The organism is Pseudomonas sp. TE3552 (genome assembly GCF_056278945.1).
In genome coordinates this window covers 121,962-145,034 of sequence record NZ_JBWBQJ010000001.1, presented here as the reverse complement: position 1 = coordinate 145,034, position 23,073 = coordinate 121,962, and the positions used below count along the sequence as shown (strand labels likewise).

Genomic DNA, 23,073 nt, shown 5'->3' with positions numbered 1-23,073 from the left:
CAAGAAGCCCCCGTCCAGCCCGCTGCGTTCCCTATCCGCAGTGGGTTGGGTGGGGGCTTTTTCTATCCCTTCCATGTGGCACCCGATCTCGAGGCAATGGCCGCTGACCTTGGGTTGACCGCTCGAGTAGTAATTTTTACCAACTTGCTGGTCTTGTTTATTCTGTTCAGCGATTTGAGCGTCAGAAAGTTGCCCACGCCTCGTACATGCGAGGCGTCTTTCGACATGACCCCGACATCCGCGGCAATTTTCAGTTCGTTTGCCTTCAGCTGGGAAGCGGGGTTGGCCACCAAATACTCCACCCTGGCGTCTGTGTCATTACTGGCCGCCCCCATGCGCGTCGTGGTGGAAATTGCCGCAATTGCGTAGATTTGCCTGGTTCCCGCAGCTTTCAGCCTGTCCTCTTTCTTCAAAATCGCAAAGAACCTGTTCTCGACGATTTTTTTTGGCCAGGCACCTCCAGGATCCGCCTCGGTAATCTGGGGCTTCTGAAAATCCTTATTCGCCAACTTCAACATCTCTGATGAGATGCCTTCTCCAAGCTCCAGATTCATCCGGGTTTCACCTGTCTTGGAGTCCGTAAACATCCTCGAGGCATGCTTGAACACGCGCTTGTACTCCTTCAAGCTGCGTTTCAGCTCATCCTTGCCAACGGCGTATTTGACATCCACACCCACCTCCACCGCTTTGAACCCGGAGCTGGGTTTGAATTTTTCGGTCTTTTCGTCAAACATCACGACTTTTGCGCTCATTGCCTTAACTTTCAATCCCATCCGCTGCAGCTTGCCGATGTCGATTTCGTAGTCCCCCACTACATCGTGTTGCAGGCCAAATGAATCAATGAACGTCACCGGGTTATTCAGCACCATCAAGAACAAATTCAACCCATCCACCTCCCCCGCCGGATCCGCATTCAGCCAGCGCTGCAACCACGGGACGTAATAGCGGTACCCGTAGTAATAAAGCCCCGTTGCATCCCGTTCCTTGCCCGAATAACGAATGGTTTTATAACTCGCTTCAACGACGCCCGCCCCGGCAAACCAAGCCGTTTCGCCAAAGGGATAGTAAGTTTCCTGACTGATAATTCGCACGTCGTCGGCCAGTTCCAGCGTGCAGGATTTCAGGTGATCGACCAGGCTGTAGCGGTATTGATCGTTGGCGATACCGGACGGTGGCGCTGTTTCCCAATGCAGCACTCGCACGCTATTGAGTCCCGCCTGGGCGCTGATGACCTGCAATACTTCTCCCGTGCCGTTATCGCTGCGCATCTCAAGCCCCGGCAGATAACGCACTTCAGCCACCACGGTCCGGGCATTGGTCTGTAATGAGCGGATTTTGCGTACCCGCTGCCCACCGCCATCGTAGACATAGGACTCCCTGTCATTGAGCCCGGAGACGCGTTCCACCGGGCTGACAGACTGCAACTGATTACGCAGATCCCAATTCAGGATCCGTCCCTGATCCAGCTCCAGCAAATTGCCCTTGGCGTCGAACGCCGCGGCGATGTCCTCTTCGGTCGGCGGCACACCGTTGCGCCAGGGCAGACAACGATTGCTGTAGAGGGCCGCTTTCAGTTCGCGCCCCCGACTCTGCGTGCCGACGTGCGTCAGCGTCAGCAGGTTCCCGCCCTCGTCATAGCGGAAGGTCTGGCGATAGTTGCTGACCGCCGCCGGATCGACCCGCCCCACCGACACCGGCCCCTGCTGGAGAGTGCCCTCCTCCCAGCCGTAGGCTTCGATCAATTGATACAGGCTGTCGTAGATATAGCGACTGATGGGATCGATGCGCTGGTTATTGAAGTAACGCACCGACAGTGCCCTGTCCTCGATGCTCAGAACATTGCCCATCCGGTCATAATCGTAGATCAGGTGTTGCAACAGTCCGGCACTGGCATCCTGTGCCCGGCGCTCCATCAGCAGACCGTCTTCGGGGCGGTAAACGAGGGTCGTCTGTACGTTGTTACCAGCGGTTTCGTGTTCGACCTGACCCTGCGCGCTATACCGAATATCGCGCACCAGCGTTTGCCAGGTTGTCAGCCCATGGAGTTGCAGTCGCGCCTCACGCAACTGTCCATCAAGCGTCAGGTGGAAGGTCTGACGATTCTCCTTGGCATCGGTCTGTTCCAGCACATGCCCCTGTGGACCGAAACGCCACGTCGACGACGCACCGTCACCGGGCTCAAGCAGCCGCTCGCGATCGGCTTCCAACTCCGGCCAGTCGGGGGCAACAGGGTCCAGGGTGAAGTGACGGACTTGCCTCACGCATTGGCCGGTGATCGAAAATGCCTCGAACAGCTCCGTCCCGGCGGGATCGTCATGACGGATCAACTACCCGCATTGATTCTGGTCGCCATGATCGGGACCGCCATAGGTCATGCGTTCAATGGACCTTCGCGGCTCAGCTGTACCCTGCTCGATCACTGCCACGGGACGAAGCAGGTCGTCGTATTCAACCTCGCGTTGTGTACCTCGGCTGTCCCATGCCAGCAAAATCTCGTCGCCCAGACCGGGCAGGCTCAGTTGCAATCCAGCATCGACGCTGACGGTACAAAGCGCATGGCCGGACAGAGAATGCACGGTCGTTGAATTGGCGGGTGTCAGAGGATCTTCAACCTGCAATGCCCAAAGCCGCGGATCCCACTGTTTTATCGGGTGGCCCGCAGCATCATGGGCCGTGCGATTGATGCGTGCTTCAGTGGGCAGGTTTTCGACGGCGCGCCAATAATCCACCGAACGGATCGTCAAGCCGCGCGGGTCGACGACGGACAATTTTGGTGTTCTGTGGTGCATTCCCATTGCCATCGTCCGCCAAAATACTGCCCTGTTGACCAATGTCTTCTAACGTATCGAGAGCACTACAGGCTACTGTCAGAAATTGCAGTACCGACCGGCGGTAAATTGCCTTAATCACCGAATGTCCATTCCCGCGCCCCTTCGGTAGGATGGTGTTTATGAGTTCAAGGAGCATTCCCACATGTTCATCGGCGTCCTGCTGGTCATCACCTGGCTGATCCTTTTGCTGCGCTACCCGGCCAAGGCCGTGCCGGTTTCCATGGCTGCGGCTGTCGGATTGGCCCTGGTGGCGACCTGGGTGATCTGGCTGGACAACCGCGAAGTCAAGCAACTGGCACGCCTTGAGCTGCGCATCACCTACGCGCCCGAGCACTGCCCGGCGGATCGCCCATTGAAACTGACGATGAACAACGGCAACGACGTACCGCTGACCGAGTTGCGCTGGCGTGTCGCCGCTTATGCACCGGGCGATACGGTCAATCTGGCCGACAATCAATACGCCGCACCACGTTATCGCGGCCCCGGCGAATTGCAGGCCGGCGGCAATTGGGAAGACTGTTTGCCTATGCCGCCCCTGCGCCCCGGTTATCGCCCGCAAACCCTGGAGTTTCGCGCCGAGCGTTTGCAGGGTAGTTTCTCCGACTGATCCCCCTCTTCTTTTTGCACAAGGACCGCGCCATGCCCGTTGCGTTGATTACCGGTTGTTCCAGCGGCATTGGCCGCGCCCTCGCCGACGCTTTCAAAAGTGCCGGTTACGACGTCTGGGCCAGCGCCCGCAAGGCTGAAGATGTGACGGCCCTGACCGCCGCCGGGTTCACTGCCGTGCAACTGGACGTTAACGATGCCGCGGCGCTCGAACAGCTGAGCGAGCGGATCAATCAGCAACTGGGCGGCCTCGATGTGCTGATCAACAACGCCGGCTATGGCGCCATGGGCCCCCTGCTCGATGGTGGTGTGCCGGCCATGCAGCGGCAATTCGAAACCAACGTGTTTGCGATCGTTGGCGTGACTCGCGCGATGTTCCCGGTGCTGCGTCGCGCCAGGGGCCTGGTGGTGAACATCGGCAGCGTTTCCGGGGTTCTGGTCACGCCATTTGCTGGCGCCTACTGCGCCTCGAAAGCCGCGGTGCATGCCTTGAGCGATGCGCTGCGCATGGAATTGGCACCGTTCGGTGTACGGGTCATGGAAGTTCAGCCAGGGGCTATCGCCTCCAGCTTCGCCAAGAATGCCGGCCACGAAGCCGAGCAACTGATCACCGAACAGTCACCGTGGTTTCCACTGCGTGAAGGCATTCGTGCACGGGCCAAGGCCTCTCAGGACAAACCGACGCCGGCCAGTGAATTTGCCGCCGGTTTGCTCAAGGCTGTACAGCAAAGCAAACCGCCACGTCTGGTTCGCTTGGGCAATGGCAGCCGGGCGTTGCCGTTGATGGCGGGGTTGTTGCCTAAAGGGTTACTGGAGTCGGGGTTGATGAAGCGGTTCGGGTTGAAGGGGCAACTCTAAGACCGGCTTGCCCGCGAAGGCGTCGGAACAGACACCACAGAACTTCAGGAAACAACATGACCGACTACACCGAATACTTTGACGAAGTGATCCAGGCTCACATAGCCATCGAACAATGGTTGGCCGAAGAGCGAGACGAATCCGAGCTTGAACAATTGCTCCTGCGTTTTTCACCACAGTTTTCCATGATCTCGCCGTTGGGCCGGGTGCTGGATTTCGAGGCGTTGAACGAACTGTTTCTACTGGCGGGCGGGAAAAAGCTCGGGTTCAGGATTGAGCTCAGCGAGTTGCGAGGTGTCGCGCTGTACGACGATGGCGCAGTGGTGAGTTATCGCGAGCAGCAGACCGATGCGACAGGGCTGCATTCTGACCGGCGATCCTCGGTGGTGTTTGAAAAACAGGCCGATGGCAAGGTGGTTTGGCGGCATCTGCATGAGACGTTTTGTCAGGGCTGAAACCGTGCCCTTGTGGCGAGGGGGCTTGCCCCCGTTCGGCGGCGAAGCCGGCGCAAAACCAGAGCATGCGGTACATCTGGAAGAACGGGGTTGCAGGTTTTGGGGCTGCTGCGCAGCCCAACGGGGGCAAGCCCCCTCGCCACAAGGTTATTCGCCACTTTCTTGTTTCACCACAACGGTACAAGTAATCCCCGCCGCCAACAGCACGCCCTCCGGCACTTCATCAATGTGAATCCGCACCGGCACCCGCTGCGCCAGACGCACCCAGTTGAACGTCGGATTCACATCGGCGATCAACTCGCGGCTTTCCGGATTGTCACGGTCGTAGATCCCGCGGGAAATGCTTTCCACATGGCCCTTGAGCACTTCGCCGCTCATCAATTGTATGTCGGCCTTATCGCCAACCTTCACATGCGGCAGCTTGGTTTCCTCGAAGAAGCCGTAGACCCAGAACGAGTTCATGTCGACCACGGCCATTTTCGCTTCGCCGATGCGTGCGTAGTCGCCGCGATGGACGTTGAGATTGGTCACATAGCCGTCCACCGCCGCGCGCACTTCGGTGCGTTTGAGGTTCAGTTCGGCGGCTTCCAGTTGTGCCTGGGCGTGCTGGTAATCGGCCAGGGCCGAGTCGGCGATGTTGCTGGCGTCGTCGCGGTTTTCCCTGGAAATCACCAGGTTGTCGAGGTCGGCGCGGCGATGGGCGTTGACCTTGCGCATCTCCCACGTGGCTTTGCGCGAGGCCACCAGCGACTGCGCCTGTTTCACCGCGATGCGGTAGTGCTCGGGATCGATGCGCATCAGCAAATCGCCCTTCTTCACTAGCTGGTTGTCGCGCACCGGCACATCCACCACTTCCCCGGTCACGTCGGCAGCGACGTTGATGATATCGGCGCGCACCCGGCCGTCACGGGTCCAGGGGGTGTTCATGTAATGCACCCACAGGGTCCGGCCGATCCACAGGGCGAGGGCCAGCACCAGCAGGGTCGCGAGCAGGCTGAAAAGCTTTTTCATCAGGGCATTCTCAGTGTTAGAGAGTCAACGGTAGACAGTCAGCGCCAAGGCGCCGAACAGACAGGTAAACAGGCTCAGGCGCAGCAGCGCCGGGTGCCAGAAGAAGCGGTACAGGTCGAACCCGGACAGGCATCGGTCAAGTGCCCAGGCCAGCGCCGCCGCGATGAAAAACATCAGGGTCATGGTTGGCATATAGACGCCGTGGAAGGCGATTTCACGAGGCATGTTCAAGTCCTTGGGGCTTGGCGGTGGCATAGCTGGCAAGAGGCGATTGCGGATCAAGCAACGAAGTACGGATGAAGTGCAGGTAGCTCTTTACCCGGCGCAGGGCGGAAGTATCGAAGTGCGGCGCGAAGGGTTCATCGGTGGCTTGCACGCAGCTGATTGCATGGTCGACGGCGATCAATGCCCGGTCGAGATTGTTGTTATTGGGTTGCAGAAACAGCCGCACCAGCGAACGCCCCATCGCACGGATCGACTGACGCCACGGCTGGGACTCTGCATAAGCGGGATGCACCGGCAGAATCGCCTGTTCCTTGCGCAACTCGATGATCGCGTGGCCGATTTCCAGCACCACGAACATCCAGCGCAGCAAGTCCCGTTGCACCTGCGGTTGTCCCGCGGCAAGACCGTAGGCCTGGTGCAGAAGGTCCCGCGTGCGGCTTTCGAAACTTGACGCCAGGCCCTTGAGTTTGCCGCTGATGGCGTACACCACCTGCCCACGCAAATCCTGCTCCAGGCGCCGCCATAACCAGCGACTGTTGGGCGGCAGAATGATCGCCCCGGCCGCCGCGCACACCAGCATGCCCATGATCATGGCAATGTAGTCGTTGATGAAGGCGTAAGGGTTGTAAACCGTGAGGTTGTCCGGCACTGAACCGGTGCTGAAAAAGATCAGCAACCCCAGGCCAACCCCGGCGTATTGCGGTCGCGACGTCAGGAACGAGCCGAGTACGATGACTGGTGCGAGCATCACGCACAGCAATGGAAAGCCATCGATCCACGGGAAGATGAAAAACATCTCGGCGAAACCGATCAGCGCCCCGAGTAAAGTCCCGCAGGCCATCTGAAACGCCATGCGCTTGGGGTTCGGCGTCGCCGCTGAAAGGCCTACGGTAGCGGCGGCGATCAGGGTCATGGTCGCCCCGCTCGGCCACGCGGTGGCCACCCAGTAACTGCCAAGCACCACGAGGATGAACGCTGCGCGAATCCCCGACGCCGCCGAGGCCAGCCAGTTGGTTTGCGGGGTGAAGGGTTCATCCCAGCGCTCCCGCTCGTGGCTGTGATCGGCGAGCGACGCGTGGGTCTGTGCATAACTGTGCAGGTCATCGACGAAGCGATAAAGCAGCTCGTACGCGGTGTGGAAATCCAGCTGCTCGGCGTCGCTCGGCTCGCTCTCCTGAAAGCTCGACCGCAGGCTGCGCACTCGCGCCGGCAAGCCTTCCTTGTACTGGGCAAGCGCGGTGACCAGGCGCGCAGCATCGGGACTGGTCAGGGCGCGGCCACTGAAACCGTCGAGCACTTCGGCCAAGTCCTGCAACCCCGGTTTGATCGCCGCAACAACCTGATCGGTGCCGCTGCCGCGCAAGCGTTCGAGCAACTGATGCAGGGCATTGAAGCGCGTGGTAATGCCCATGAATTCGCTGTTCAAGCGACTGAGCCGACCATTGCGCCGACGCATGTGCGGGTCTTCGAACACCGTCACGCTGCGCAAGCCTTCCAGCCCGACGGCCTCGGCGATGAAGCGCACATTGTCAGCTTCGAAAGCTTCGCGTTGGCTACGACCGCGCAAGCCATTGGTGACGAATAAGGCAAACACACCGAAGCGTTGATACAACGCATTACGCATCGCGGCGCTGGCGGTTTGCGGCAGGATCGCGGCGCTGACCAGTGTCGAGCAGAGAATCCCCAAGGAGATTTCCAGCACGCGCCAGACTGCCGCCATGAACGCGCCGTCCGGATGCGCCAGAGCGGGCAATCCGACCATCGCCGCTGTATAACCGGCGAGTACAAATCCATAGGCGCGAAAGTTGCGATAACGCGCCGCGCCGGCCGAGCAAATGCCCACCCAGATCGCCAGCGAGCCGAGGAACAGTTCAGTGTTCTGCGCAAACAAGGCAATCAGCGCGACCATCACCGCCGACCCGGCCAACGTGCCGAGAAAACGATAGAAACTCTTGGCGAACACCTGGCCGCTTTGCGGTTGCATGACGATGAACACGGTGATCATCGCGGTGCGCGGTTGCGGCAGCTCCAGGCGCATAGCCAGCCACAAGGTCAGGAACGCGGCGAACAGCACCTTGAAAATGTAGACCCAGGTCACGCCGTCGCTGCGCGCCCAGTCGAAGAACCCCCGGCGCCATTCAAGGGAATACAGCCAGCGCAAAGGTGCGGGCAAGGGAGTCATGAAATTGTGCTCACTTAGGAAAGTCTTGAGACAAGCGAGGTCATGTGGCGAGCCAGCTTGCTCGCGCTGGGCTGCGCAGCGGCCCCAAAATGCTGGTGACCCATGCTGATTTCGTGAGTGCTGCGCACTCCAGCGGGAGCAAGCTCCCTCGCCACAAATTCGGGTGAACCTGAAATAGCATGCTCATTTCAAGATGCTCCCAAGCAGGGCTGGAGGTTTTGGCGCCTGGGTCTGGCTGTCTTTCGGCACGTCGTCGCCCGCACCGAGTCCACCGCCCAACGCGGTCACCAGCTCGGCATGAGCACTCAACCGTGCCGCCTGAACCTGCTGCTGCACTTGTTGCTGCTTGAACAGCAAGGTCTGCGCATTGAGCACGTTGAGGTAATCGGTGAGCCCACGCTGATAAGCGATCATCGCGATGTCGTATGTTTTCTGCGCGGTGGCCACCGATTCGGCGGCGAAGGCCTGTTGCTTGTCCATCGACTCGCGGCGGATCAACTGGTCGGAGATATTCTTCAGCGCATTGACCAGCGTCTGGTTGTACCTGGCCACGGCGATGTCATAACCGGCCGAGGCTTCACCCAACTCCGAACGCAAGCGGCCACCGTCGAAGATCGGCAACGAGATCGCCGGACCGACGCTGTAGTTCAGCTTTTTGCCCGTCAGAAACTCCAGCGCCCCGCCGCCGGTGGCCATGTAGCCGAGGCTGCCGACCAGGTCGACGTTGGGGTAGAAACCGGCGTGGGCCACCTCGATGCCCCGCGCCTGCGCCGCCACTTCCCAGCGACTGGCGACCACGTCCGGGCGTTGGCCCAGCAGTTCGGCGGGCAATGCCGAGGGCAGTTTCAGCGCTGTGCCCAATGACAGCGTCGGCCGCTGCAACTGCGCGCCCTCCCCCGGCCCCTTGCCGGCCAGTGCGGCAAGTTGGTTACGGCTGAGGGCAATTTCTTCATCCAGCGCATCGAGCTGGCGATGGGTTTCCGGCAATGGTGTTTCGGCCTGGCTGACTTCGAAATGCGTGCCGATACCACCGTTTAGACGCCTCGAAGCCAGATCAAGGATTTGCTGTTGCTGCTTCAACGTCGCCGCGACGATGTCCCGTTGTGCGTAATGCAACGAGAGCTCGATGTAGGCGCGCACGATGTTGTTCTGCAATTCGAGCTGGGCCAGCCGTGCCTCGGCGGCGCTCATGTGGGCCATGTCCACGGCGCGTTCGGTGGCGTTGCTTTCGCGGCCCCAAAGGTCGAGGGCATAGCTGAAACCCAGGGCGGCGTTGTTGTCCCAAGTGGTGGTATTGGCCAACTCGCCGGGGCCGTAGAACTGATCGGTGGGCCAGTTGTGGCGCTTGAGGGTGGATTGGCCATTGATCTGCAGCGACTCGGCGGACTCGGCGACACCGGCCATGGCTTTGGCCTGGCGGACGCGAGCGGCGGCCATGGCCATGCTCGGGCTGCCTTGCAGCGCGAGATCGATCCAGCGGTTAAGTTGCGGGTCGCCGTAGGTTTGCCACCATTGGGCGGTCGGCCAATGAGCGTCTTGCGCGGCGCTCTGAATGGCTGCGTCGGTGGCCAGTGAATTGGCCTCCAGTGCCTTGCCCTGTGGGGCAATACCGCCAGTTCCGATGCAGCCGCTGATTGCGAGGGTTAAAGCCAAAACATTGAGCGTCTTGAGCGCTCTGTTGATGCGACGCGGCACTGCTGCGATTTCCTGAGATGGAGAGGTACGGAGAACTTCTGGGAACGGGCTTTTTGTGGCGAGGGGGCTTGCCCCCGTTGGGTTGCGTAGCGACCCTAAAACCGGTCACCGCGATCTTCAATCAGAATGCGGTGACCGGTTTACGACTGCTGCGCAGCCGAACGGGGGCAAGCCCCCTCGCCACAAAAAGCCCGCACCTACAGGGGCGCAATTCTAGGGGTGGGCCTTGTTGGCGATAAGCCGGGATTCCTGTGAATCTTTGTTACCGTTAACGTGATAATCCCTTGGTCGCGTCTTTAGTCGCCTGTAAAGAATCAGCAACTTCGTGTCACAATTTGCCATCGCCAAAGAGAGCACCCCATGGACACTTTGCAAAACATGCGCGCCTTCAGCTGCGTGGCCGAGGCCGGCAGCTTCACCGCCGCCGCCGTGCAACTCGATACCACCACGGCCAACATCTCGCGCGCGGTCTCCAACCTGGAAGCCCACCTGCAAACCCGTCTGCTCAACCGCACCACCCGCCGCATCGCCCTGACCGAGGCCGGCAAGCGCTATCTATTGCGTTGCGAGCAGATCCTGGCTTACGTCGAAGAAGCCGAAGCCGAGGCCAGCGACGCCCACGCGCGCCCGGCCGGGCAACTCAAAGTGCACACCATGACCGGCATCGGTCAGCACTTCGTGATCGACGCCATCGCCCGCTACCGCAAGACCCACCCGGACGTGACCTTCGACCTGACCATGGCCAACCGCGTGCCGGATTTGCTGGACGAAGGTTATGACGTGTCCATCGTGCTCGCCAGCGAACTGCCCGACTCGGGCTTCGTCTCCCAGCGCCTGGGCATCACCTACAGCATCGTTTGCGCATCGCCCGCCTATGTAAAAGCCAACGGCTGCGCGCACAAACCCAGCGACTTGCTCAACCACGCCTGCCTGCGCCTGGTGAGCCCGGTGATTCCGCTGGAGAAATGGACCTTCGACGGCCCTGAAGGCCAGGAAATGGTCACCATCAACAGCTCACCGTTTTTGGTGAACTCCGCTGACGCGATGAAAACCGCGATCACCAGTGGCATGGGGGTTGGGATTTTGCCGGTGTATGCGGCAATAGAAGGGTTGCGCAACGGCACACTGGTGCGGGTGATGCCGAACTACCGCTCGCAGGAATTGAACCTGTATGCGATCTATCCTTCGCGGCAGTATCTGGATGCGAAGATCAAGACATGGGTTGAGTATTTGCGTGGGTCGTTGCCGGAGATATTGGCGGCGCACCAGGCGGAATTGGCGGCGTATGAATTGAGTGGGAGTTTGGGTGGGGTTCGGCTGGCGAATTGAGCTACAGACGGTCCTACAAATCGCCGGGATTCCGGGACGTTTCCGACGCGTTTTGACGGTTGGTGTGTGGGACGGGAGATGGGTAGGCTTTGGGGGTCGCTGACGCATCAGCGATCAGGTCTGGAAAACCTGGATCAATCCTTTACCTCAGCACATGGCATACTGCGGCGCTTTTTTCTGCTCGCAATGTTATGGCGGCTGTGCGCGGGAGACCTTCGGGTCTGCCGGGTTTTGGTTGGGATTGACCGGTTTTTCCAGTCCGCGCACGGCTGCCACCCTTTTGTCTGGAAAACAAAAAGTGGCAGCTCCATTAATCCCAGCATGGAGTAATGCACTTATGTTCAAGCCGACGCCAAATCCCCCTCACACCCCCAGCCACTTGTTCCAGGTTGCCCCCAACGCCACCACCGAAACCTTATTGGTCTACGCCTGCGAATCCCTCGCCTCGGCCAGCGTCATGGCCAGTGACTTCGCCGGGTTTCTCGAAGGCACTCATCGCAACACCATGCTGGGCATCCAGCAGGTCATCATGCTGGGCGAACTGGCGGTGAATCGAGTACTGGACAACATCGACCCACAAGACTGACCCGCACCTGCAGGAGTCGAGCTTGCTCGCGATGACGGTTCAACATTCAACATTGATGCTGGCTGCCCCATCGCAATCGCGAGCAGCTCGTTCCCACAATTGGATCGGTTTACATCTGTGGGAAATTGGTTGGCTGTCAGGCCGTCTTCGCGGGCAAGCCTCGCTCCTACAGTTGATCAGTGTGCATCTGCAAGGGATTGGTCGGCTGTCAGGCCGCCTTCGCGGGCAAGCCTCGCTCCTACGAAAAGCCACCGGCGTACACCGCCCGCCCCTCACCACTCAACAGGCCGAGCGTTAGCTCGCCTGCCGCTCTTGATCTTGATCCACCCGCCCCTTCAGGAGGCTGAGTGGAGGTATTCATCTGGGGATTGGCGCGCAGCGCCGTTCGACGCAGTCGAACTCATCGCATGTAGGTCGTAGCGAAGCAGACCGTAGGGCGATGCCCCCAGATGGATACCGGAGCGAAGGAACGCCGAGCCTTAGCGAGGGGCCGTATGTTTGGGGCGAGACTTTTTGGTTCCTTTTGTGGCGTTTGACAAAAGGGACTCGCCGTAAGGGCGAAACCGCCAGCCGCCGTTACCGCAGCAACGGATATGTACCCCACCAACCAAGAGCATGGTCGACCCGAAGGCCGCCAAGACCAAAACAAAGCCCCAAACTGACAGCGCCGTCAGTTACCGGTCACTTTCCTGACGGCCGAACAGGTTTATAAAGGAAGATACAAACCTGATAAAAAAACCCGACCCTCCAGCCCGGCGCCAAACTCGCATGCGAATTCAGAAAAAAACCGCCCTGCTTGCAGGTCTGCTGATCGCCCTGGCAGCGCTGGGCACCTGGTACCTCACCAAGCCCGCCACTGCCAAACTGGCTGCCCCCACCGCCATCCCCGTGCGGGTGGTCAGCGTCGCCGAAAAAGACGTGCCCCGCTACGTCAGCGGCATCGGTTCGGTGCTGTCATTACACAGCGTCGTAGTACGCCCGCAAATCGACGGCATTCTCACCAGACTGCTGGTCAAAGAAGGCCAACTGGTGAACCAAGGCGACCTGCTGGCCACCATCGACGACCGCTCGATCCGCGCCAGCCTCGACCAGGCCCGGGCGCAACTGGGTGAAAGCCAGGCGCAACTGCAAGTGGCGCAGGTCAACCTCAAACGCTACAAACTGCTGAGTGTCGACGATGGCGTGTCCAAGCAGACATACGACCAGCAACAAGCCCTGGTTAACCAACTCAAAGCCACCGCCCAAGGCAATCAAGCCTCTATCGACGCCGCTCTGGTGCAGCTTTCCTACACACAGATTCGCTCCCCGGTCACCGGTCGTGTCGGTATTCGCACGGTGGACGAAGGCAACTTCCTGCGCATGACTGACACCCAAGGCCTGTTCACGGTGACCCAGATCGACCCGATCGCCGTGGAGTTTTCCCTGCCGCAGCAAATGCTGCCAACCCTGCAGGGCCTGATCAACGATCCACAGCACACGCCAGTCAAGGCCTACATCGGTGCCGACACCGACGGCGAAACCGGCAACCTGCTGGGCGAAGGTCATCTGACCCTGATCGATAATCAGATCAACGCCAACACCGGGACCATCCGCGCCAAGGCCGAATTCGCCAACCCCGCACAGAAACTCTGGCCGGGTCTGCTGGTGACGGTAAAGATTCAGACAGCGCTGGATAAAAATGCACTGGTGGTACCGCCCACCGTCGTACAACGTGGCCTCGATCAACACTTCGTGTACCGGCTCAACGGCGACAAGGTCGAAGTCGTTCAGGTACAGATGGTTTATCAAGGCAGCGGCCAGGACATCATCAAAGGCGTGAAACCGGGCGATGTGCTGGTCAGCGACGGTCAGTCGCGGCTCAAGCCCGGCGCCACAGTGCAAGTGCTGACGGAGCCACCGCAAGTGGTGGGAACGGAGCCGAAACCATGAAGGGCCACGGTTCGATTTCCACGTGGTGCATCGATCATCCGGTGGCGACGGTTCTGTTGACCTTTGCCCTGGTGCTGCTGGGGGCGATCGCCTTTCCACGGCTGTCGATTGCACCGCTGCCGGAAGCGGAGTTCCCGACCATCCAGGTGGCTGCGCAACTGCCCGGCGCCAACCCCGAGACCATGGCCTCGTCGGTAGCCACACCACTTGAAGTGCAATTCAGCGCCATCCCCGGCGTGACCCAGATGACCTCAAGCAGCGCCCTGGGCTCGACCATCCTGACCCTGCAATTCACCCTCGATAAAAGCATCGACACCGCCGCCCAGGAAGTCCAGGCAGCGATTAACACTGCCGCCGGCAAACTGCCTAAAGACATGCCGAACCTGCCGACGTGGAGGAAGGTCAACCCGGCCGACAGCCCTGTGCTGATCCTCAGCATCAACTCGCCGCAAATGCCCGGTACCGAAGTCAGTGACCTGGTGGAAACCCTGCTCGCCCGTCAGATCAGCCAGATCGACGGCGTAGGTCAAGTCAACATTACCGGTCAGCAACGTCCGGCGATCCGCGTGCAAGCGTCGGCGGATAAACTCGCCGCCATCGGCCTGACCCTGGCGGACATTCGCCTGGCGATCCAGCAGACCAGCCTCAACCTGGCCAAGGGTGCGTTGTACGGCGCGTCGAGCATTTCGACCTTGTCCACCAACGACCAGCTATTCCACCCAGAGGAATACAGCCAACTCATCGTTTCCTACAAGAACGGTGCACCGGTTCATCTCAAGGATGTGGCCAAAGTCGTCAACGGTTCAGAAGACGCCTACATACAGGCCTGGTCTGACGGTCAGCCGGGGGTGAATCTGGTGATTTTTCGGCAACCGGGGGCCAACATCGTCGAGACCGTCGACCGTATTCAAGCGGCCTTGCCGACGCTGAAGGCCATGCTGCCAGCTTCGGTGCAGGTCAAAGTGTTGATCGACCGCACCCAGACCATCCGCGCCTCGTTGCATGAAGTTGAAATCACCTTGCTGATCGCGATCCTGTTGGTGGTGGCGGTGATGGCGCTGTTCCTGCGCCAGTTGTCAGCGACGCTGATCGTGTCAGCGGTACTCGGTGTGTCGCTGACCGCCAGTTTTGCCCTGATGTACATCATGGGCTTCAGCCTGAATAACCTGACGCTGGTGGCGATTGTGGTGTCTGTCGGGTTTGTGGTGGACGATGCGATAGTGGTGGTGGAGAACATTCACCGTCATCTGGAGGCCGGCGACGGCATGCGCGAGGCGGCGATCAAGGGTGCCGGCGAGATCGGCTTTACCGTGGTTTCCATCAGCTTCTCGCTGGTGGCGGCGTTCATTCCGTTGCTGTTCATGGGCGGCGTGGTCGGGCGTCTGTTCAAGGAATTTGCCCTGACCGCCACCTCGACCATCATGATTTCGGTAGTGGTGTCCCTGACGCTGGCGCCGACCCTGGCAGCATTGTTCATGCGCGCGCCGGCGCATCACGCTCATGGCAAACCGGGTTTCGGCGAGCGTTTGCTGGCGTGGTACGAGAAAGGCCTGCGCCACGCCCTCGCCCATCAGAAATTGATGCTCGGTGTGTTTGGCTTGTCCCTCAGCCTGGCGGTCGCGGGATATATTTTCATTCCGAAGGGTTTCTTCCCCGTGCAGGACACCGGTTTCGTCCTCGGCACCACCGAAGCGGCGGCTGACATTTCCTACGGCGACATGGTGAAAAAACACTTGGCGATGGCCGAAATCGTCGCCGCCGATCCCGCCGTCGAGACGTTCTCTCATTCGGTGGGCGTTTCGGGCAGCAACCAGACCATCGCCAACGGACGGTTCTGGATTTCACTGAAGAAACGCGGTGATCGTGACGTGTCCGCCAGCCAGTTCATCGACCGGATTCGCCCGCAATTGATGAAAGTCCCGGGCATCGTGCTGTACCTGCGCGCCGGGCAAGACATCAACCTCAGCTCCGGCCCGAGCCGCGCCCAGTACCAATACGTGCTCAAGAGCAACGACGGGGCACTCCTGAGCACATGGACCCAGCACCTGACGGAAAAACTGCGCAGCAACCCGGCATTCCGTGACATTTCCAACGACCTGCAACTGGGCGGCAGCATCACCCACATCAGCATCGATCGCAGCGCGGCGGCGCGTTTCGGCCTGACCGCCAGCGATGTCGACGAAGCGCTGTACGACGCCTTCGGCCAGCGGCAGATCAACGAATTCCAGACTCAGACCAACCAGTACAACGTGATTCTGGAACTGGACACCAAACAGCGCGGCAAGGCCGAAAGCCTCAACTATTTCTACCTGCGCTCGCCGTTGAGTGGAGAGATGGTGCCGCTCTCGGCGCTGGCGAAATTCGATGCGCCGACCATCGGCCCGCTGTCCATCGCCCATGACGGCATGTTCCCGGCGGCCAACCTGTCATTCAACCTGGCACCGGGCGTCGCGTTGGGCGATGCAGTGATCATGCTCAATCAGGCCAAGACCGACATCGGCATGCCGGTGGCCATCAGCGGTAATTTCCAGGGCGCAGCCCAGGCCTTCCAGAGTTCGCTGGCCAGCCAGCCGTGGCTGATTCTGGCGGCGCTGGTGGCGGTGTACATCATTCTTGGCGTGCTGTACGAAAGCTTCGTGCACCCACTGACGATCATTTCGACCCTGCCCTCGGCGGGGCTCGGTGCGGTGGTCATGCTGTGGATTTGCGGCCAGGACTTTTCGATCATGGCGCTGATCGGTCTCGTGCTGTTGATCGGTATCGTGAAGAAGAACGGCATTCTGATGATCGACTTTGCGCTGGAAGCCCAGCGCAACCGTGGCCTGCCGCCGGAAGAGGCGATCTATGAGGCCTGCATGACACGGTTCCGGCCAATCATCATGACCACCCTCGCCGCCCTGCTCGGCGCCCTGCCGCTGATGCTCGGCTACGGCACCGGCGCCGAACTGCGCCAGCCATTGGGGATCGCGGTGGTCGGCGGCTTGCTGGTGAGCCAGGCGCTGACGCTGTTCACCACGCCGGTCATATACTTGTGGCTTGAGCGGCTATTCCATCGGCCTAAGCCCGCACCGCTGCAGGCGATGGCGACCACAGACTGAGGCGGGGTCATGCGCGTTCTGATTATCGAAGACGAAGAAAAAACCGCGGACTATCTGCACCGTGGTTTGACGGAACAGGGCTACACCGTGGACCTGGCCGGCGATGGCGTCGAAGGCCTGCACCTGGCGCTGGAAAGCGATTACGCAGTGATTGTCCTCGACGTCATGTTGCCGGGCCTCGACGGCTTTGGCGTATTGCGTGCGCTGCGGGCACGCAAACAAACCCCGGTGATCATGCTCACCGCCCGCGAACGGGTTGAAGACCGCATCAAAGGCCTGCGCGATGGTGCCGACGATTACCTCGGCAAACCGTTTTCCTTCCTCGAACTGGTGGCGCGCCTGCAAGCGCTGACCCGCCGTAGCGGCGGCCATGAACCGGTGCAGGTGAGCATCGCCGATCTGTGGATAGATTTGATCAGCCGCAAGGCCACCCGCGCCGGCACACGCCTGGACCTGACCGCCAAGGAGTTTTCGCTGCTCAGCGTCCTGGCGCGGCGGCAAGGGGAAATCCTCTCGAAAACCGCCATCGCCGAGATGGTCTGGGACATCAATTTCGACAGCGACGCCAACGTGGTCGAGGTCGCGATCAAACGCCTGCGGGCCAAGCTCGACGGGCCGTTCGAAGAGAAACTGCTGCACACGATTCGTGGCATGGGTTATGTGCTGGAGAGCCGTGGTGTCCAGTAATAGCATTGCCCTGCGCCTGAGCGGGATGTTTACGCTGGTGGCGCTTTTGGTGTTCCTGTTGATTGGCGGTGCGCTGTATCAACAGGTCGACAAGGGCTTGGGCCTGCTGCCCGAAGCCGAACTCGACGCCCGCTACAGCGTGCTCGAATCGGCGCTCAACCGTTATGGCACACCCGAGCATTGGGTGAAGATCAACGCCAAGCTCAAGTTGCTGAGCGAAGAAGACAAGCGCATTCGCTTCTGGGTGGTCAGTGGCAATCCCGGTTATGAATACGGCCAACCCGACGCACCAATCCGCGCGTTCGCCCAAGGCCCGTTGGGCATGCGCGACATGGTGTTGCCCGACCATCCGTACCCGCTGAAAGTGCTGGTCACCGCGCTGCCGGCCAAGGACCAGCGGCCACCGCTGCGCTTTTTGATCGGCATCGACACCGAAACCTTTTACGAGACGCAGCACCACTTGCTGATCGCCCTGATCAGCCTGGCGATCATTGGGGTATTGCTGGCCTCGCTACTCGGTTATTGGGTAGCGCGGATCGGCCTCAAGCCGCTGATCAAGTTGTCGCAGGAAGCCCAACGCCTGGCGCCACCGCGGCTGTCCGGTCGCCTGCAACTGTCGCCATTGCCACCGGAACTGAACCAGTTCGTCAGTTCGTTCAACGCCACACTGGAGCGGGTCGAACAGGCCTACTCGCGTCTGGAATCGTTCAACGCCGACGTGGCCCATGAACTGCGCTCGCCGCTGACCAACCTGATCGGCCAGACCCAGGTTGCGCTGACCCGTGGGCGTTCAGCCGAACATTATTTCGAAGTGCTGCAATCGAACCTCGAAGAGCTCGAACGGCTGCGCTCGATCATCAACGACATGCTGTTCCTCGCCAGCGCCGACCAGGGCAGCAAGGCCACTAAACTGACGTCCACCTCTCTGGCCGATGAAGTGGCGACGACGTTGGAGTATCTGGACTTCATTCTTGAAGATGCGCAGGTTCAGGTTGAAGTCAGTGGCGATGCGCAGGTGCGAATCGAGATCGCCCATCTGCGCCGGGCATTGATCAACTTGCTGAGCAACGCGGTGCAGCACACCGAACCCGGGCAAGTGATTGAGGTGCGAATCGAAGTCGAGGAGCATCAAGTCAGCATCGGCGTCGCCAACCCGGGATCGCCGATTGCCAGCGAACACCTGCCGCGACTGTTCGAGCGTTTCTACCGGGTCGATGCGTCGCGCAGCAACAGCGGCAACAACCACGGCCTGGGGCTGGCGATCGTCAAGGCGATTGCGCTGATGCATGGCGGGGATGTGTTTGTGCGCAGTGACCATGGGATGAATACCTTCGGCATTCACCTCCCGGTTTAACCCCCCACCCCGATCCCTGTGGCGAGCGAGCTTGCTCGCGCTGGGCTGCGAAGCGGCCCCTAAACCGCGTTACATCGTGCACACCGCGCAAGCCAGTTTACGACTGCTGCGCAGCCGAGCGGGAGCAAGCTCCCTCGCCACAAAAATACCAAACCATCAAGATCGGGTAATGGTCGACTCCCCACAGAATGTCTTCTAAGCTCCAATTAGCAAAAGGCCAGCATGTTTTGCTGGCCTTTTTTTTATCCGGGATTTATATAGTCGCCTCTGGACGCGACTGGTTTCTGGGACTCTGCCCGATTCTTGTAAAAGAACTTTTTAACGCCTTATTTGCAGAAGTCAGAACCATGAGTGTGAGCAGTGCGAAATCTGGCGATCCGATCCGTTCAACGCGGTCGGAGCGGCTTCTGATTTTCGGCAGTTTATTGTTGGTGATTGCGATTCTGAGCATCGTGGCGTTCCTGCTGATCCGCGAACGCGCCAATGCCGAATTGTCCGCCGCTCGCGCCGCCAACAACATCGTGCAATTGATCGACGCCGATGTGCTGCGCAATGTCGAACTCTATGACGTGTCCTTGCTGGGTTTGATCGCTGCTTCCCAGCGTGAAGATCTGAAGAATGTTTCCCCAGCCATTCGCCATCTGGCCTATTTCGACCGCGCCACTGCCGCGCCGTACAAGGGCAACATATTGTTGCTCGATAATAACGGTGACGTGATCGCCGACTCGGCCTCGGTGGAGCCCCGGCAGGGCAACTATGCCGATCGTGAATACTTCGAGTCCCATGTGAACAACCCGGACCCGGGCATGTTCATCAGTCGCCCCTTCAGGGCCAGGTCGCCGGAACAGGATTGGCGCATCAGTTTCAGCCGCCGGCTGAACGGCACCCGGGGCGAGTTCCTGGGCGTGGCCGAAGCGGCCATGCGTTTGAGTTACTTCGATCAGTTATTCAACAGTTTGAACATCGGTCGTGACAGTACGGTCAATCTGATCAGCAAGGACGGAACTCTTCTGGCTCAGCAACCACGTCTGGCCGAAGAGCTGATCGGCAAGAACTTCAGTAACCGCCCCAATTTCCAGCGCATCGTCAAAGAAGGCAACGGCAGCTTCACCAGCATGTCCGATCGATACCATGACAAGCGCTTGTACACCTTCTCCAAAGTCGGGAACTTGCCGTTGATCGTCATCGTTGCACTGTCCAGCGATGAAGTCTTTTCGGCCTGGAAACGTACTGCGGTGGTGGTCAGCTTTGCCACTATTGCCCTGTGTGTGAGCTTGCTGTGGCTGACCTGGTTGCTCTGCCGGGAACTGCGTCGGCGCCAAAGTGCCGAGCTGGAATTGGCACAACTGGCCGCCACCGATCCCTTGACCGGTCTGGCCAACCGCCGAACCCTGGATCAGGCCCTGCGCCATGAGTGGTTTCGCGCTCAACGCTCCGGCCAGCCGTTGTCGATGCTGATGATCGATGTCGATCACTTCAAGGCATTCAATGATCGCCATGGTCATCAGGGCGGCGACGACGCCTTACGCTTGGTGGCCAAGGTCATCGGCAGCCACGTTCGACGGCCGGCGGATCTGGTTGCCCGTTACGGTGGCGAGGAGTTTTCGGTGATCCTGGCTGAAACCGACAGCAGCGGCGCGCAACAGATTGCCGACAACATCCGTGCAGCGGTCGAGCAGTTGCCGTTGGTGGGGGATGATGATTCTCCGATTACTGTCAGTATCGGTATCAGTACCTGGACGACGGCAACCGATATCAGCCTGGAGCAGTTGCTGTTTTTGGCGGACAAGGCGCTGTATCAGGCCAAGGAAAGTGGGCGTAATCGGGTGGTCGCTGCGTAGTGAAGTCTTCGGAGTGGCGACTGGCCCCCCAGTACTTTCCCGCCCACGTAAAAAAAAAAGGCCACCCAAAGGTGGCCTTTAAAAAACTAGAGAGGTTTTTTGCTTACACGGCCGCAACAGGACGCATGTAAGAGATCGGTGCGGTGCTGGCGTCTTCGAAAGTCACGACTTCCCAAGCATCTGTCTGCTCAATCAACTTGCGCAGCAGCTGGTTGTTCAATGCATGTCCGGACTTGAAGCCCTTGAACTCACCAATCAGGCTATTGCCCAGCAGGTAGAGGTCACCAATCGCATCGAGGATCTTGTGCTTCACGAATTCGTCTTCATAGCGAAGGCCGTCTTCGTTCAGTACACCATCCGCGTCGACCACAATGGCGTTTTCAACGCTGCCGCCGAGTGCGAGGTTGTGCTTGCGCAGGTACTCGATATCACTCATGAAGCCAAAGGTACGCGCGCGGCTGACTTCTTTTACGAACGAAGTGCTGGAAAAATCCACGCTTGCACTTTGTGTGCGGTCACGGAAAACCGGGTGATCGAAATCGATCTCGAAGCTCACTTTGAAACCTTCGAAAGGGACGAAAGTGGCGCGCTTGTCGCCGTCTTCCACTGTCACTTCCCGCAGGATCCGGATGAACTTCTTGGCGGCGTCCTGCTCTTCCAGGCCGGCCGATTGAATCAGGAATACGAAGGGTCCAGCGCTACCATCCATGATCGGGACTTCGGACGCGGAGAGCTCGACGTAGGCGTTATCGATGCCCAGGCCAGCCATGGCCGAGAGCAAGTGCTCCACCGTGTCCACTTTGACATCACCGTTAACCAGTGTGGTCGACATAGTGGTTTCGCCAACGTTTTCCGCGCGGGCAGGAATCTGCACCACTGGGTCGAGGTCAGCACGACAAAACACAATGCCAGTATCGACAGGCGCTGGCTTGAGGGTCAGGTAGACCTTCTCCCCGGAGTGCAGGCCGACACCTGTGGCACGGATAATATTCTTCAGGGTGCGTTGTTTAATCATGGCATGGGCCGCTTCAGCGCAAATTGCGAACTGGTATCAACAAAGGCTGGCGATGATAGCAGACCAGACCTTTGCTGAACACCAATCACCCTAATACCCCTGATACATTTCATCAATCGGCCTGACGACGCAGGAAAGCCGGGATGTCCAGATAGTCTAGATCATCTTGCGGGTTCATCTTCGCGGCAGTCGCAGCACCGGCCTGAGCCTGGTTGCGCATGACGGTCGGACGGTCCAGGTCACGGTAGTTCACCGCAGGCTGTTCCTGACGAACAGGGGCTTGTTGTTGCGGCTGGGCAGCCATGGAGGTGTGAACGGTGTTGTCGATGACCTTCACAGGTTTCTCGATTTTAGCGCCCAGACCTGTGGCAACCACAGTCACGTGCAGCTCGTCGCGCATGTCCGGATCGATAACGGTACCGACCTTGACCATCGCGTGCTCGGAAGCGAAGGCTTCGATGATGCTACCCACGTCGGAGTACTCACCCAGGGACAGGTCAGGACCGGCGGTGATATTCACCAGGATGCCGCGTGCACCTTGCAGGTTCACGTCTTCGAGCAACGGGTTGCGAATGGCCGCTTCGGTGGCTTCGCGTGCACGGTTCGGACCGCTGGCGCAGCCAGTGCCCATCATCGCCATGCCCATTTCGCTCATCACGGTACGTACGTCGGCAAAGTCGACGTTGATCATGCCCGGACGCTTGATGATGTCGGAGATACCGCGAACGGCACCGGCCAGTACATCGTCGGCCTTGGCGAAAGCCGACAAGAGGCTTGCGTCTTTACCGAGGATGGTCAGCAGCTTCTCGTTGGGAATGGTGATCAACGAGTCGACGCTTTCAGACAGCAGACGAATACCTTCGTCGGCGAGCTGCATGCGCTTGCGACCTTCGAACGGGAACGGACGGGTCACCACCGCAACGGTGAGGATCCCCATTTCCTTGGCCACTTCGGCGATGATTGGCGCAGCACCGGTACCGGTACCACCGCCCATGCCGGTGGTGATGAACACCATGTTGGTGCCCTGCAGGACTTCGGCAATGCGCTCACGGTCTTCGAGAGCGGCCTGACGACCTACTTCAGGGTTGGCACCAGCGCCCAGACCTTTGGTCACGCTGGTACCCAGTTGCAGGATGGTCCGCGCACTGATGCTTTTCAGCGCCTGGGCATCAGTGTTGGCGCAGATGAATTCAACGCCTTCAATGTTGCTCTTGACCATGTGATTGACAGCGTTGCCGCCGCCACCGCCAACACCGATAACTTTAATTACCGGGCTTGCGGGGATGTTGTCTACGAGTTCGAACATTTTCCCTCTCCTTACGTTCTCTAGTTTTTTTCGCCTACTGCTGTCTCTACAACGGTGTCGCGGTA

The 23,073-nt window shown here is 59.6% G+C and carries 16 protein-coding genes and 1 pseudogene; 10 read left to right on the top strand and 7 right to left on the bottom strand.

Annotated elements, in window-relative coordinates; translation table 11 throughout:
- Positions 1-62: 62 nt before the first annotated feature.
- Positions 63-2,795 (bottom strand): annotated as a pseudogene (locus ACZ9BB_RS00660) (RHS repeat domain-containing protein).
- A 178-nt stretch (positions 2,796-2,973) separates the two neighbouring features.
- On the opposite strand from ACZ9BB_RS00660, the gene ACZ9BB_RS00655 reads away from it, so the two are divergent.
- Genes ACZ9BB_RS00655 through ACZ9BB_RS00645 form a run of 3 tightly spaced genes read left to right on the top strand, consistent with a single transcriptional unit; the run spans position 2,974 to position 4,750 of the window.
- Positions 2,974-3,438, top strand: a complete 465-nt coding sequence (locus ACZ9BB_RS00655) for a multidrug transporter (RefSeq protein WP_476212104.1) — start codon at positions 2,974-2,976, stop codon at positions 3,436-3,438.
- A 32-nt stretch (positions 3,439-3,470) separates the two neighbouring features.
- Positions 3,471-4,295, top strand: a complete 825-nt coding sequence (locus tag ACZ9BB_RS00650) for an SDR family oxidoreductase (RefSeq protein WP_476212103.1) — start codon at positions 3,471-3,473, stop codon at positions 4,293-4,295.
- A 56-nt stretch (positions 4,296-4,351) separates the two neighbouring features.
- The gene (locus ACZ9BB_RS00645; RefSeq protein WP_476212102.1) at positions 4,352-4,750 is read left to right on the top strand and encodes a DUF4440 domain-containing protein; all 399 of its coding nucleotides are present in this window, start codon (positions 4,352-4,354) and stop codon (positions 4,748-4,750) included.
- Positions 4,751-4,897: 147 nt separating this feature from the next.
- On the opposite strand, the gene ACZ9BB_RS00640 is transcribed toward ACZ9BB_RS00645, so the two are convergent.
- The 4 genes from ACZ9BB_RS00640 to ACZ9BB_RS00625 form a co-directional block, all read right to left on the bottom strand.
- Positions 4,898-5,761 carry an efflux RND transporter periplasmic adaptor subunit gene (locus tag ACZ9BB_RS00640; RefSeq protein ID WP_476212101.1) on the bottom strand — a complete coding sequence of 288 codons (864 nt, stop codon included), beginning with the start codon at positions 5,759-5,761 and terminating at the stop codon, positions 4,898-4,900.
- A gap of 24 nt (positions 5,762-5,785) precedes the next feature.
- Positions 5,786-5,986 (bottom strand): DUF1656 domain-containing protein, encoded by a 201-nt coding sequence (locus tag ACZ9BB_RS00635; RefSeq protein ID WP_008010624.1) that lies wholly within the window; start codon positions 5,984-5,986, stop codon positions 5,786-5,788.
- Complete coding sequence (locus ACZ9BB_RS00630) at positions 5,976-8,168, bottom strand: FUSC family protein (RefSeq protein ID WP_476212100.1); 2,193 nt, start codon at positions 8,166-8,168, stop codon at positions 5,976-5,978. Before ACZ9BB_RS00630 ends, ACZ9BB_RS00635 begins: the two co-directional genes overlap by 11 nt.
- 183 nt (positions 8,169-8,351) lie before the next feature.
- Positions 8,352-9,863: an efflux transporter outer membrane subunit gene (locus tag ACZ9BB_RS00625; protein WP_476212099.1), complete on the bottom strand. Its 1,512-nt coding sequence runs from the start codon at positions 9,861-9,863 to the stop codon at positions 8,352-8,354.
- Between the two features lie 360 nt (positions 9,864-10,223).
- On the opposite strand from ACZ9BB_RS00625, the gene ACZ9BB_RS00620 reads away from it, so the two are divergent.
- The 7 genes from ACZ9BB_RS00620 to ACZ9BB_RS00590 all read left to right on the top strand — a co-directional run bounded on the left by ACZ9BB_RS00620 (position 10,224) and on the right by ACZ9BB_RS00590 (position 20,687).
- Complete coding sequence (locus ACZ9BB_RS00620; RefSeq protein ID WP_476212098.1) at positions 10,224-11,192, top strand: LysR family transcriptional regulator; 969 nt, start codon at positions 10,224-10,226, stop codon at positions 11,190-11,192.
- 337 nt (positions 11,193-11,529) lie between these two features.
- Positions 11,530-11,778, top strand: coding sequence for a DUF6124 family protein (locus tag ACZ9BB_RS00615; RefSeq protein WP_476212097.1), 249 nt, complete (start codon positions 11,530-11,532; stop codon positions 11,776-11,778).
- Between the two features lie 768 nt (positions 11,779-12,546).
- A complete protein-coding gene (locus ACZ9BB_RS00610; protein ID WP_476212096.1) occupies positions 12,547-13,707 on the top strand; it encodes an efflux RND transporter periplasmic adaptor subunit in 1,161 nt (386 codons plus the stop codon).
- Entirely contained in the window at positions 13,704-16,805 is a 3,102-nt protein-coding gene (locus ACZ9BB_RS00605; protein WP_476212095.1) for a multidrug efflux RND transporter permease subunit, read from the top strand. The genes ACZ9BB_RS00610 and ACZ9BB_RS00605 overlap by 4 nt, the downstream gene beginning before the upstream one ends.
- A gap of 9 nt (positions 16,806-16,814) precedes the next feature.
- On the top strand, positions 16,815-17,492 hold the full coding sequence (locus ACZ9BB_RS00600) for a heavy metal response regulator transcription factor (protein WP_476212094.1): 678 nt from the start codon (positions 16,815-16,817) through the stop codon (positions 17,490-17,492).
- Positions 17,482-18,846, top strand: a complete 1,365-nt coding sequence (locus ACZ9BB_RS00595; RefSeq protein ID WP_476212093.1) for a heavy metal sensor histidine kinase — start codon at positions 17,482-17,484, stop codon at positions 18,844-18,846. Before ACZ9BB_RS00600 ends, ACZ9BB_RS00595 begins: the two co-directional genes overlap by 11 nt.
- A 347-nt stretch (positions 18,847-19,193) precedes the next feature.
- A complete protein-coding gene (locus ACZ9BB_RS00590) occupies positions 19,194-20,687 on the top strand; it encodes a sensor domain-containing diguanylate cyclase (protein WP_476212092.1) in 1,494 nt (497 codons plus the stop codon).
- Between the two features lie 103 nt (positions 20,688-20,790).
- Here ACZ9BB_RS00590 and lpxC read toward each other — a convergent pair whose 3' ends face one another.
- The gene (lpxC, locus tag ACZ9BB_RS00585; RefSeq protein WP_007939852.1) at positions 20,791-21,702 is read right to left on the bottom strand and encodes a UDP-3-O-acyl-N-acetylglucosamine deacetylase; all 912 of its coding nucleotides are present in this window, start codon (positions 21,700-21,702) and stop codon (positions 20,791-20,793) included.
- Between the two features lie 112 nt (positions 21,703-21,814).
- A complete protein-coding gene (gene ftsZ, locus ACZ9BB_RS00580; protein ID WP_476212091.1) occupies positions 21,815-23,008 on the bottom strand; it encodes a cell division protein FtsZ in 1,194 nt (397 codons plus the stop codon).
- Between the last annotated feature and the right edge of the window lie 65 nt (positions 23,009-23,073).